Consider the following 12,763-nt stretch of genomic DNA (forward strand, 5'->3'; position numbering starts at 1 on the left):
CATGGGCATGACCGCCGAGGAATGGGGCATCGTGCTGCTCTCGCTGCAGGTCAGCCTCGCTGCGATTGCCGGCGCGCTGCCGCTGGCATTCGGCCTCGCCTGGGCGCTCGCGCGGCTGCGGTTTCCGGGCAAGATCCTGCTCGATGGCATTGTTCACCTGCCGCTGGTGCTGCCGCCAGTGGTGATCGGCTGGTTACTGCTGATCGCCTTTGCGCCGGAAGGACCGGGAGGGCGGCTGCTTGCCCTGTTCGGCGTCACCGTGCTGTTCCGCTGGACCGGCGCGGCCATCGCTGCTGCCGTGATGGCGTTGCCGCTCATGGTGCGTGCGATCCGGCTCAGTCTCGAAGCCGTCGATCCCCGGCTCGAACAGGCCGCGCGAACGCTGGGTGCGGGGCGCTGGCGCACCTTCTCCACGATCACGCTGCCGCTTGCCGCGCCGGGCGTGCTGGCGGGCGCGGTGCTCGGCTTCGCCCGCTCGCTCGGCGAGTTCGGCGCCACGATCACCTTTGTCTCCAACATTCCTGAGGAAACCCGCACCCTGCCGCTGGCGATCTATGCCGCGCTCCAGTTGCCCGAAGGCGAGAGCGCGGTCTGGCGGTTGGCGCTGATGGCCGTGGCGCTCTCATTGGCGGCGCTGGTCGCCTCCGAAGCGCTCAGCCGCGCTTCGGGTAGTGGCAGGGGCGGCCATGTCCTTTGATGTTGACGTTAGGCTGCAGCGGGGGGAGCGCCCGATTGCCTGCCGCTTCACCGCGCCGGCAGGGATCACCGCGCTGGTGGGGCCGTCAGGCGTGGGCAAGTCGAGCGTGCTGGAGGCGATTGCCGGCTTGTTGCGCCCTTCTGCCGGGCGGATATCGGTCGGCGGCACCGTTCTTTTTGACAGCGCGCAGGGTGTGAACCTTCCGCCCGAGCAGCGCGCCTGCGGTATGGTGTTTCAGGACTTGCGCCTCTTTCCGCACCATCGCGTGCGCGACAACCTGCTCTATGGTTACAAGCTCGCACCGCCCGAGCGCCGTTTCCTCGGCCTCGACGAAGCCGCGGCGTTCCTCGACATCGCCCCGCTGCTCGGCCGCCGCCCGCGTACGCTTTCAGGCGGCGAGGCGCAGCGCGTTGCCATCGGGCGGGCGCTGCTTTCGGGCCCGCGCTTCCTGCTGATGGACGAACCGCTCACCGCGCTCGACGATGCGCGGCGCGAGGCGATCATTGCGGTGATTGGGCGCATCCGCGCCGAGTTGGCACTGCCCATCCTCCTCGTCAGCCACGACCGCGCCGATGTCGCCCGGCTGGCTGATCAGGTGGTGGAGTTTGGACCCTAGATTTCCAGCTGGCTGCCGAGTTCGATCACGCGGTTGGTCGGCAGGCGGAAGAATACCATCGCGCTTTCCGCATTGCGCACCATCCATGCGAACAGCTTTTCGCGCCAGATCGCCATGCCTGGGCGCTTTGAGGCGATCAGCGTCTGACGGGCGAGGAAATAGCTCGTCTCCATCGGCTTGAACGCCCCGCCAGCGCGCGTTTCGGCGGCCAGCTCGGCGGGCACATTGGCCTCGTCCATGAAGCCGATGCGGATGATCATGCGGAAGAACCCGTAGCCGAGGTCTTCCACCTCGCGCCGCTTTTCGGGCGGCACGTGGGGCACGTTCTGCGTCTCCACCGTGAGCACCACAACCCGGTCATGCAGGATGTGGTTGTGCTTGAGGTTGTGGAGCAGCGCGGGCGGAATGCCTTCCGCGTTGGACGCGAGGAACACCGAAGTGCCGGCCACGCGACGCACTTTTGGGCAGACCGAACCGAGGAAGATGTCGAACGGCATCGAATCCTCGGCCAGCCGCTCGCGCATGATGCGGCGGCCGGTCGACCACGTGCTCAGCATGGTGAAGGTGATGCTTGCGCCCAGCAGCGGGAACCACCCGCCATCGGGAATCTTGGTCATGTTCGAGGAGAAGTAGGCGCCGTCCACCAGCAGGAACAGGCAGGTGAAGAACCCCGCGATCGGCGCGGGCCACTTCCAGACCTGGAAGGCCAGCACGCCGAACATGCACGAGGTTATGAACATCGTGCCGGTGTTGGCGATGCCGTATGCCGAGGCGAGGTTGCCCGAAGTGCGGAAGCCCAGCACCAGCATCACCACCAGCGCCAGCAGCGTCCAGTTGACGATCGGGACGTAGATCTGCCCCGCGGCGCTCGCGCTCGTGTGGCGGATGCGGATGCGCGGCAGATAGCCCAGCTGCACCGCCTGCTGCGAGACCGAGAACGCGCCGGAAATCACCGCCTGGCTGGCAATCACCGTCGCGGCTGTTGCCAGCAGCACTAGCGGCAGGCGCAGAGCATCGGGGGCGAGCATGAAGAACGGATTGGCCACCGTTTCCGGCCGGTTCATGATCATCGCTGCCTGCCCGAGGTAGTTCAGCAACAGGCACGGGAAGGCGAGGCACAGCCACGCCGCCATGATTGCGGGCCGGCCGAAGTGGCCCATATCGGCATAGAGCGCTTCGGCTCCCGTCACCGCCAGCACAATCGAACCCAGCGCAAGGTAGGCCATCAGTGGGTCGTCGGCGAAGAAGAGCACCGCGTACATGGGGTTGAGCGCCCAAAGGATATTCGGCGCTTCCATGATCCCGACCACGCCCAGCACGGCGATGGTCAGAAAATAGAACATCATCACCGGGCCGAACAGCTTGCCCATCGCCGCAGTGCCCCGCGACTGGATGGCGAACAGGCCGATCAGGATCGCGATCGAGATCGGCAGGACCAGATGCTCGAAGCCGGGGTGGACCACCGTCAGGCCCTCGACCGCAGACAGCACCGAAACCGCCGGCGTGATCATCGCATCGCCGAAGAACAATGCCGTGGCCGTGAGCCCGAACACCGACATGACATATGTCCAGCGCCGGTCCGACAGGCAGCGGCTGACGAGCGCGAGCAGGGCCAGGCTGCCACCTTCGCCCTTGTTGTCTGCGCGCAGCACGAGGAACAGATACTTCACCGTCACGATGACAATCATCGTCCAGAACACGATGCTGAGCACACCGAACACATGCAACTGGTCCACCTTCATGATGTGGTGGCCGACAAAGGTTTCCTTGAACGAATAGAGCGGTGAGGTGCCGATATCGCCGAAAACCACACCGATCGCGCCGACGGCCAGCGTGGAAAGACCTTCGCGCTGGTGGCCGTGGCCTTGCTCATCCGGGTGCTGCTCGCCAGTCCCTGCGAGGGCATCGGCTGGGGCTGCGGCCCCTGCAACTGCCCCAGCCCCTGCAACGGCCGGGCCGGAAACGGGCTCACCGCCTGCAGGCGCGCCATCCTGAATCGCGTTGTGGTCCATCGGCGCGCCGCTACTCCTGCCGCCGGATACAAGCGAGAGTTATTTTCAGGCGACCGGTCCCTGGCGGAAGCACCCGGTCAATTCGGCGGATTTGCCAGAGCGCCAGCGGGCGCCGGAGCGGTGGGTGAGGGGGCCGGTTCCACCAGCTTGTCCGCCGGCTGGATCACGATCGGCGCGGCCGTGCGCGCACCTGCCGGATCGCGCACCGGGCGTGTTGCCGTGCTGCCGATCGCGCCCGCGTTCTCGATCGCGCGCGCGATCGGCGTGTAGATAGGCACATCGCCGTTGTGCTTAACCTTGCCGAGATGCCGGTCCACGTCATAGCGCGCGGCATCCGGCATCAGCCAAGATTGCTCGAGCGCGCCCGCCGCCGCCAACACGCGCGCCTTGGCGATGTAGGCGTTGGCAATCGCGGTGTTCGAATTGCTTCGCGCCACCAGCAATTCGCGCGCGAGGTCCAGCACGTCGAGCGTGGTGATCAGGCCCGCGCGCTGCTGGAGGATCGCACCTTCATAGGCCTTGCGTGCGGATTCTTCTGCCGCGCGGTAGCTCGCGATAGCCGCCTGCTGTGCCTGCCAGTCGTTCCAAGATGCGGCGAGGGTCGCCCGGCTTTCCCGCAGCGACGCATCGAGCAGGCGCCAGTCGGCATCGTTTGCCGCCATGGCTTCGCTCACCCGCGCGCGGCGCAACCCGCTTTCGAAGATCGGCCCGGAAATGATGAACTGCCCGCGCAGGCCCCGCTGCCGCAGATCGTCGTTATAGGCGCTCTGCGAACCGTAGCTCGCGCTGCCCTGGAAATCGATGCGCGGCATGAGATCGGACTTGGCCGCCGCCACGCTGGCGCGTGAGACTTTCTCGCGCGCTTGTGCCGCAAGGATCACCGGGCTGTGCATTTCCGAATAGGCATAGGCTTCCTCCAGTTGCCGCACCGGCAGCTGTAGCGGATTGGGCGGGACCAGATCGCCCGCGGGCACGCCGACCATGCGCAGGAAGCTCGCCTCGCTGGAGGCAGCATCGCGCTGCGCCGAATAGACCTGGGCCTGCCCCAGCGCGACGCGGGTGGAAATCTGCTGGACGTCCGTCGCGGTCACTTCGCGCACCGCGAGCCGCGCCTTGTTGTCATTCAACTGGCGTTCCAGCGCCGCAAGGTTGTCCTTGGCGATCAGCACCGCCGCCCGATCCCGCAGCACGCCGATATAGCTCGTGATGGCATCGAGCAGGGCCTGTTGCTCGGTCGAGCGGAGCACCTGCCGCTGGAACTCCAACTGCGCGGCCGAGTTGCGCTCCTGCGAGGCATTGCGGCCGAAGGTGAAGATCGGCTGTGTCAGTACGGCGGAAGCGGCTGTGGTCCAGCCAGACAAGGCAACCGGCAGGCCGCGCCGCTGCTCGAACCGGTCGCTCTGGAAGGTGGTGGCAAGGCTGTAGTTCAGCTTGGGGCCGTAGTTCGCCCGCGCCTGCGCGATGCGGTAATCGTAGCTTTTTACCGTCGAGCGCTGCGCCAGCAGCAAGGGCGAGGTCCAATAGGCAAGCCGCAGCGCATCGGTCAGCGATGTGATCGGCGCTCCGCTCGTCGCGCGCTCAGCGATGTCGGCGGGTGTTTCTGCCGGCAGTTCTGGACGCAGGGCGATGCGGTCTGCCTCAGGAATTGCGCTGTCGTCGGCGCTGTCCGCCCCCCCGTCAGCCCTGATGTCGCCCCCGTCGCGTCCGCTGTCGGGATCGTCGGTGCCATAGCTGCCCGCCGGCGCGCCGCTATCGGGCGGGCCCTGCATGGGCGGTGCAGGCAGCGCCGCATCCTCTGCGAAAGCGGGAGCCAGCGCAGCACACGCGGCGCTGGCAGCACACGCGGCCAGGAGTGCGGCGCGCAAGGGCAGGGCAGGTATCATCGCCATGCCGCTCAGTTGTCGCGGAACGCGCGCATGAACTGGTCCATGAACGGTTTCGTGAGGTAGGACAGCAGCGACCGGTTGCCGGTTTCGATGTAGACTTCAGCAGGCATGCCGCTGCGCAGCGCGAGGCCTTCCTTCTTCACCGCGGCCAGGTCCACCTCGATCCGCACCACGTAGTAGGCCTGCCGCGATTCCGGGTTCTCGGTGCGGTCGGTTGCCACATAAGTGACCTTGCCGAGGATCTCCGGCGTGGTCGGCCGGTTGAACGACGTGAAGCGGACGCGGGCGGTCTGCCCCTTCATGGTCTGGTCGATGTCCGAAGGGCTGATCATCGCCTCCACCACGAACGTATCGCGATCGGGCACGATTTCCATGATGGGTTCAGCCGGGCGCACCACATCGCCGATCGCGGCGAATGCGATCTTCTCGATCACCCCGGTGTAGGGCGCGCGAATCTCGCTGCGGTCCTGCTGGTCGGATGCGGCCACGCTGCGCAGCTGCTGCTGGTTGAGTACCGTGTTGACCTGCGCGAGATCGGTGCCTGCCTGCACGCGCCGCGTCTGGCCGAGCTGGATCGATTGTTCCTGCGCTTCGGTGATCTTCGCGCGGGCCTGCGCGATCTGCGCCTGGAGCGAGCCGACATTGCCATCCAGATCGACCGCCGTGCGTTCCAGCTGGTTCAGGCGGTTGATCGTGACGAGCTGCTTGTCCCACAGGTCCTTCACGCCCTGCCGTTCGGGCTCGATCAGCTTGCGCTGCTGCTTGAGCGCGGAAATCTGGGATTCCAGCCCGTGGATTTCCTCGTTGTATTGCAGCACCCGCGCGGCAAGCTGGGAGCGCAGCCCTGCTTCCTCGGTCTGGCGGATCGCGAAAAGCCGCGCCTCGTCGGCCATGGCCTTCGCTGCGCTGGTGCTTTTCGAGTTCGTCAGTTGGGGAGGGAACAGCAACTTGCCAGAGCCGAGCCGTTCCGCCTCCAGCCGCGCCTTCTGCGCCAGCAGCTGCTCGACCGTGAGGTTCGAATAGGTCGCGTCGGCGCCGGTCACAGTGTCGTCGAGCCGCATGAGCAGCTGGCCCTGCGCGACGTGCTCGCCATTGCGCACGTAGATCGCTTTGATGACCCCGCCGGTCGGGTGGGCGATGCGCTTGACGCGCGATTCCACGCCGACAGAGCCGCCGCCGATCACCGCGCCGCCCATCGGAACGAGGGCCGCGAGCGCGAAGAGCACGATGAACAGACCGCCGACCGCATAGAGCAGCCGCTTCAGCAGGACCGGCGAGTTCGCCTTTTCAGCCCCTTCCTCGCCGAACACCGGCAGCAACTGGCGCGCGGGATCGGAAATGGTGGTGGGCAATGTCATGCGGTGGCTTCCTTGGCCGAATTGCTCTCACCGGGCGCGCCCTGCGGGACCTGCGCCGCCGCGCCGCCGGGACCGTTCTGGCCCTGCATGCGCTGCAGCACTTCGTCGCGCGGGCCGAAATCGGCGAGACGGCCGCTGTTGATCACGGCAAGGTGGGTCGCTGGGCCGAGCGTGGCCGGACGGTGGGTGATCATGATCACGATGCCGCCGCGCGCGCGCATCCCGGCAATCGCATTGGCCAGTGCGGCATCGCCCGCCGCGTCGAGATTGGAATTGGCTTCGTCGAGCACGAGGAGAAATGGATCGCCATAGAGCGCGCGGGCGAGGCCGACTCGCTGGCGTTGGCCTGCGGAAAGCTCCACCGCCCCTGCAGAGACCGGCGTTTCATAGCCATCGGGCAATGCGAGGATCGCTTCATGCATGCCGGCCGCCTTGGCCGCAGCCATCACGCCTTCCGATGTTGCCGCAGGATCGAAGCGAGCGATGTTCTGGCCGATCGTGCCGTCCACGAGGTCGACCGTCTGCGGCACATAGCCGAAATAGCTGCCCAGCGCTTCCGGATCCCACTGGTCGAGCGTCGCCCCATCCAGCCGCACTTCGCCGCGGTTGGCTTTCCAGATGCCCAGGATTGCGCGCACCAGCGTCGTCTTGCCGGCGGCGCTGGGGCCGATCACCGCCAGAACCTGGCCCGGCGTTAGCGTGAACGAGACCCCGGACAGCGTGAGGCGCTGCGTGCCCGGAGGCGCGACCCAGATGTCGCGCACCGAAAGCTCGGACGAAGGGCGCTCCAGCGTGACGCCGCGCACGGGCGGCTTGCGAAACGTGGTGACCGCCTGCGCGATCCGGCCCCAGCCAGTGCGTGCGGCAACGAGGCCTTTCCAGTTGGCGATGGCCTGGTCCACCGGCGCCAGCGCGCGGCCAGAAAGCACAGAGGAGGCAAGGATCACGCCGCCGCTCGCCTGCCCATCGATCACCAGCAGCGCGCCGACCGAAAGGATCAGTGATTGCAACAGCATGCGAAACGCCTTGCTGGCGCCGCCGAGCCGCGTGACCGTGCGCGAAAGGTAGGACTGCGCCTCGATAAAGCCGGTTTCCCAGCTTGCCGTGCGCGCCACCAAGCGCTCTTGCATGCCCATCGCCAGCGCGCTTTCGGCAAAGCGGATCTCCGAAAGCGCGGCAGCAGACCGGCGTCCGGTTATGGTCGCCAACTCGCGCGATCCGGCCTGGGTGCGGCGATTGGAGATGATCGCGATGCCCGCCATGATGAACACGCCGGCCAGCGCCGTCACGCCAAGCCACCAGTGCAGCGCAAACAGCACGATCATGAAGGTGATCACCCACGGCAGATCGATCAGCGCAACCGGGCCTTGCCCGGCGAGGAACGTGTGGATGGAATCGAGGTCGCGCGTGAACTGCAGCCCGTCGCCCTTGTCGGCGCCCGCGCGTAGGGGGCGGGTGACGGTGGCGTAGTGCACCGCCTCGAACAAGTCGTCGTGCACGCCGTTAGCGATGCCGAGCAGGGCTTCGCCGCGGATCGCCTCGAACACCGACTGGAACGCATAGACCAGCAGCAACATGCCGAACAGGCCGATCAGGGTGGGCACACTGCGGCTCGGCAGAACAGAGTCGTAAACAAGCAGCATGTACGCCGAACCGGCGAAAACGAGCACATTGAGCATCACGCTGGCGATGCCGACAAGAATGAGGCTGCCGCGATAGCGCGCCGCAAAGAGCCGCATGAACTGACGGTCGACGCTCATATTTCTCCTGACGTCCGGCGGCTAACCCATCGGAACTACCCCAGCAAGCGCCAATACATCCTCAATGGCGCATACCCAGTTTAACAGTATTCTGTTTCAGACCCTGGTAAATACCGAATAAGCGCCCACAAATTGAAATCCGGTTAGAACGAGACAAATGCTGGCGGCGACAGTACCTCCAGGACCGGACGCGGAAGGGGAGGGCTTAGCGCGAGGAAACGCGACTAACCCCAGATCAGGCATGGGGAATGCAGCCTTTTCCCGATTGTGCGGGAATGCCGGTCAGGTGCCTTCGGGTGCGCGGCCAGCGCGGCGCGGGGCAAGGCGCAACGCGTCGGAAATCTCGATGATCACGGCAATGGCGCGCGCTTCTTCTGGTAAAAGATCGGCAAAATCAGGCAGGAAGGCCCGAGCGGCCTGGATCAGGTTGCCCGGGCTTCGCTCCAGTTCGGATCGATATTGTGCTATCGTCGTGCAGCCGTCGATAGCGGACCAATCGATCCCCCCCGGCCCCGGACGCTGATGGAATGCCCAGAGCGCCTGCACTGCGCGCTCCACCGCCATGCGCGCCTGCTCGCCCACTCCGTCCGGCGAAGCGCGCATTCTCAGCTTTTGGCGGTAGCGGCGCTGCCGCTCGGCGTTGGTGAGGGCCATGACATCGGATGTGCGCCCCGGTCTGGGGCCGCGCAATCCGCATTGTTTGTTACGTAACACTGCCTATCGGGCCGCATTTCACAATCGCACCCTGCGGATTGACCTCGGTCAATGCCGCGTCGCGCTGGCGCTATTAGGCGCAAGATGCCGGGGCATCCCGGCCTTCCGTGAAGAGAAGTGCCCATGTCGCCACCATCCAGCGCTCCGTCCGAAGGCACTTCTGGCCCTGCGGTCGACCCCCGCGCCTTGCGCCGCTCCATTCCGGGGACCGCGCTGTTCGATGGCGATCTGGCGATGCGCGGCTTTGCCCTCAATGCGATGTGCTATTCGTTCAACGATGCGGCCAATCGCGCCGCCTTTGTCGCGGATGAGGAAGCCTACTGCCGCAGATATGGCGTAACCGGGGAGCAGCGCGCCGCCGTCGCCGCGCGCGATGTGCTCGCCATGCTCGAGGCCGGCGGCAACGTCTATTACCTCGCCAAGCTGGCCGGGATCCTCGGGCTCAACGTGCAGGAACTCGGTGCGCTGCAGACCGGCCGCAGCGTGGACGATTTCAAGGCCATGCTCGTCGCCGCGCGTGCCGGGGTCGATCCCGATCTGGGCGGCCTGCATTTCGGGTCGCGGCCATCGGCCTCTTCCCGCCAGAGGGAGAATGCGTGATGGCCCAGGTTGTCGGCGGCTATTTTACCAGCCACGTTCCCGCGATCGGCGGCGCCATCCAGCGCGGTGACCAGCAGTCGGCATACTGGAAGCCCTTCTTCGACGGGTTCCCGCCGGTCCGCCAGTGGCTCGCCGAAGTCGCCCCCGATGTCGCTGTCGTGTTCTATAACGACCACGGGCTCAACTTCTTCCTCGATGCCATGCCCACTTTCGCGGTCGGCGCAGCCCCGCAGTATCATAACGCTGACGAGGGCTGGGGCCTGCCCGTCTACAAGAGCTTCGAGGGGCACCCCAATCTCTCCTGGCACTTGATCGAGGCGCTGGTGGAGGCCGAGTTCGACATTACGACCTGCCAGAAGATGATGGTCGACCACGCGCTGTCGATCCCCTTCGAGCTCGCCTGGCCCGATGCCGAAGCCTGGCCGGTCAAACTCGTGCCCATTGCGATCAACACGGTGCAGTTTCCGCTGCCCTCGCCGCGGCGCTGCCTTGCCCTCGGGCAGGCGGTCGGTCGGGCGCTGCGCAGCTGGAAGGGTGATGACCGGATCGTGGTGATGGGCACCGGCGGCCTTTCGCACCAGCTAGAAGGCCCGCGCGCCGGTTTCATGAACCCGGACTACGACCGTTTCTGTCTCGATCATCTGGCCGACGATCCTGCGGCGCTGACGGCGCATTCGGCGGAGGAAGTGGCTGAACTGGCAGGCACGCAGGGAGTCGAGATTCTCAACTGGATCGCCGCGCGCGGCGCGCTGGGCGAAGCGCCGCAGGTGATGGTCATGCGCAACTATCACGTGCCGATCAGCAATACCGCTGCGGCCACCGTGGTGCTCGAACCGGCCTGAACCGGCTGGAGGGCGAACCCTATTCGCCCGGATCGTTGACCGCGAGCAGCGCCAGCTCGGTGCGGTTCTCGATGCCCAGCTTCTGGTACATCGCGTGGAGGTAGACCTTCACCGTGCCTTCACCGATGCCCAGCTCCGTGCCGATATCGCGATTGCGCATCCCGCGCGCGACGAGCCTTGCGATACGCCGCTCGCGCTGGTTGAGCCGTTCGAGCGGGCCACCGGAATCGGCACTGAGAGAGAGGTCGAGCGCGCGCTGCAGCAGCGCAGAATCGATGGCTTTTCCGCCCGAATGCACTTTGTCCAACACATCGACAAGGCCGCCTTCTGCGCCGTCCTTGTACACGATGCCTTCAACTCCTGCGCGCATCACCGCGAGCAGCTGGCGATCGTTGATCCCGGCGGTCAGCAGCACCACCGCGCGCTTGTCCCCCTTGGACCGCAGTGCTTCGAGGGCCTGAACCCCGTTCATGCCCGGCATGTTGATATCGAGCAGCACGATCGCGGGATCGTGGGTGGCGATGGCGGCCAGCGTCTCTTCGCCGCTGGCAGTCGCGGCGACCACCTGGAATCGGCTGCCACGCAGCACGGCTTCCACACCAGCACGAATGAAACCGTGGTCATCAGCAACAAGAACGGGAATCATCAGGCAATCCTATTGGGCAAGGCGATTTCGAGCAACGCGCCGGGGTGATTATGGCAGATCGAGAGCGTTCCGCCCAGAGCTTCGACCCGTTCGCTGATCGAGCGCGGGCGGGGCGGGGGGCGGTCGGTCGGGAAACCCTCGCCATCATCGCCGATGCGCAGTGTCAGCCCCGATGCGCCGGTGCACACTGAGACGATGACTTCGCTGCAATGACCGTGACGCGCGGCATTGGCCACCGCTTCGCGCAGCACCTGCCTTAATTCATGGGCGAGGCCGATCGAGACTGGCATCGGCCGCACTTGCGCATCGAGCCGGACTGCAATGTGCCAATGTTGGCTCATTTCGCCGAGCAGCGTTTCCATTTCCTCGACGAGGTCGGTGCGCCGGTCGCCCTCCTCGCCGCGCCGCAGCCGCTGGATCATCGCGCGCAGCTCGCCCTGTTCGCGGCGCAGCGCAGTTTTCAGATCGTTGATCTCGGCTGTCGGGTCATGGCCCTCGCGGATCCAGCGGGACAGGGCTTCGAGCCGGAACAAGGTGCCGGCCAGGAACTGCGCCACGCTGTCATGCAGGTCGCGCGCTAGTGCATCGCGCAGCGCGGCAGCCGAAGCCGCTTGCGCCAGCTCGGCCAGATCCTCGCGGTCGAGCTCGGTGCTGAGGTGGCGGCCGATCGTCTCGACCAGTGGAAGGTCGTCCACGCACATGTCCGGAATGCCCCAGATCAGCAACTGCCCGGGGCCCGCCACCGTTTCGAAGGTGACGATCATGGCTTCATTTATCCCGCAGTGGGCGGCCAGCGGCGCGTTGACCGGACCGGGGATCGCGAGAGGGTAGGAACTGGTGCGGCTGATGATCCGCCGGCCGCGCGGGCGATCGATCAGGGCGGCGCGGTCAGGCTCGCCGAAGCTGCCTTCCAGCGCTTCGGGCCCCAGCCGGTCGACGATAACCGCATAACCGGAATCGCGCAGTAACTCGGTCCATGGCTCCTCGCCATGCGGGACTGCGATCGCTGCCCCCCGCGCCTGCAGCGCGACCCGCGCGAATGTGAGCGTCTCGACCAGGATGGCGTTGCGCCGCTCACCAGGCGTGCCTGGCGTTCGCGGCATCGGGGTAGCTCGGGGACCACGCTGTTCGCCGCTCAGCCAGACCATCATGATCGACAGCACGCTGAGATACATCAGCCGCCGTCCGTAGCGATAGGGGTCGATCGGCAGCCCGGATACCAAGAGGCTCGCGCCAATTGCCACGTTTAGGGTTACGAGCGCGACCGAGGTCCAGGCCACCGCGAACCAGCCCCAGCGCAAGGTGGCGCTGATCAGCAGGAAGGCAGTGAGGGCCATGAACGGACTGTTGAAATCGGCCTTGTCCGCCTCCGAGAAGTAGACCGCGAGGACAAAGGCCAGCGTATCGATACCGTGCACCCAAGGGGCGAGGCGAAATTCCCACCACCAGCTGCGCCAGGCGATCATGATCATCCCGGCGGCGCCGGCGAGGTAGGCGGCCAGCATGAAGTAAATGGCAGTGCCGTTCCGTCCAGGCGCGGCGGGATCAAGGGCAAGCGCGACCAGGAAAACAAGCGCCATGGCCGCGCGACTCGTCGCCAGAACCTTTCCGGTTCTCCGCGCGAACATCCTC

The 12,763-nt window shown here is 66.1% G+C and carries 11 protein-coding genes; 4 read left to right on the plus strand and 7 right to left on the minus strand.

What is annotated here, in order from left to right; all coding sequences use genetic code 11:
• The first annotated feature begins 1 nt into the window (after position 1).
• Together modB and ACODS2_RS05110 are read left to right on the plus strand one after the other, a co-directional pair.
• A complete protein-coding gene (gene modB, locus ACODS2_RS05105) occupies positions 2-697 on the plus strand; it encodes a molybdate ABC transporter permease subunit (protein WP_488997835.1) in 696 nt (231 codons plus the stop codon).
• Entirely contained in the window at positions 687-1,313 is a 627-nt protein-coding gene (locus ACODS2_RS05110) for an ATP-binding cassette domain-containing protein (RefSeq protein WP_488997836.1), read from the plus strand. The genes modB and ACODS2_RS05110 overlap by 11 nt, the downstream gene beginning before the upstream one ends.
• On the opposite strand, the gene ACODS2_RS05115 is transcribed toward ACODS2_RS05110, so the two are convergent.
• The 5 genes from ACODS2_RS05115 to ACODS2_RS05135 all read right to left on the minus strand — a co-directional run bounded on the left by ACODS2_RS05115 (position 1,310) and on the right by ACODS2_RS05135 (position 8,983).
• Positions 1,310-3,325: a potassium transporter Kup gene (locus ACODS2_RS05115; protein WP_488997837.1), complete on the minus strand. Its 2,016-nt coding sequence runs from the start codon at positions 3,323-3,325 to the stop codon at positions 1,310-1,312. The genes ACODS2_RS05110 and ACODS2_RS05115 overlap by 4 nt on opposite strands.
• Positions 3,326-3,402: 77 nt before the next feature.
• A complete protein-coding gene (locus ACODS2_RS05120; RefSeq protein ID WP_488997838.1) occupies positions 3,403-5,214 on the minus strand; it encodes a TolC family protein in 1,812 nt (603 codons plus the stop codon).
• Positions 5,215-5,219: 5 nt separating this feature from the next.
• Positions 5,220-6,569, minus strand: a complete 1,350-nt coding sequence (locus ACODS2_RS05125) for an HlyD family type I secretion periplasmic adaptor subunit (RefSeq protein ID WP_298171948.1) — start codon at positions 6,567-6,569, stop codon at positions 5,220-5,222.
• Positions 6,566-8,329 (minus strand): type I secretion system permease/ATPase, encoded by a 1,764-nt coding sequence (locus ACODS2_RS05130; protein WP_488997839.1) that lies wholly within the window; start codon positions 8,327-8,329, stop codon positions 6,566-6,568. Before ACODS2_RS05130 ends, ACODS2_RS05125 begins: the two co-directional genes overlap by 4 nt.
• A 282-nt stretch (positions 8,330-8,611) precedes the next feature.
• Entirely contained in the window at positions 8,612-8,983 is a 372-nt protein-coding gene (locus ACODS2_RS05135; RefSeq protein WP_488997840.1) for a hypothetical protein, read from the minus strand.
• A 183-nt stretch (positions 8,984-9,166) separates the two neighbouring features.
• Here ACODS2_RS05135 and ACODS2_RS05140 point away from each other — a divergent pair, with 183 nt between their 5' ends.
• Both ACODS2_RS05140 and ACODS2_RS05145 read left to right on the plus strand, forming a co-directional pair.
• A complete protein-coding gene (locus ACODS2_RS05140) occupies positions 9,167-9,643 on the plus strand; it encodes a protocatechuate 4,5-dioxygenase subunit alpha (RefSeq protein WP_488997841.1) in 477 nt (158 codons plus the stop codon).
• Positions 9,643-10,485: a class III extradiol dioxygenase family protein gene (locus tag ACODS2_RS05145; protein WP_488997842.1), complete on the plus strand. Its 843-nt coding sequence runs from the start codon at positions 9,643-9,645 to the stop codon at positions 10,483-10,485. Before ACODS2_RS05140 ends, ACODS2_RS05145 begins: the two co-directional genes overlap by 1 nt.
• Before the next feature lie 19 nt (positions 10,486-10,504).
• On the opposite strand, the gene ACODS2_RS05150 is transcribed toward ACODS2_RS05145, so the two are convergent.
• Together ACODS2_RS05150 and ACODS2_RS05155 are read right to left on the minus strand one after the other, a co-directional pair.
• Positions 10,505-11,131 (minus strand): response regulator, encoded by a 627-nt coding sequence (locus ACODS2_RS05150; RefSeq protein WP_298171933.1) that lies wholly within the window; start codon positions 11,129-11,131, stop codon positions 10,505-10,507.
• Positions 11,131-12,711 (minus strand): sensor histidine kinase, encoded by a 1,581-nt coding sequence (locus tag ACODS2_RS05155; protein WP_488997843.1) that lies wholly within the window; start codon positions 12,709-12,711, stop codon positions 11,131-11,133. Before ACODS2_RS05155 ends, ACODS2_RS05150 begins: the two co-directional genes overlap by 1 nt.
• Positions 12,712-12,763 lie beyond the last annotated feature (52 nt).

The organism is Novosphingobium sp. FG137 (assembly GCF_057809735.1).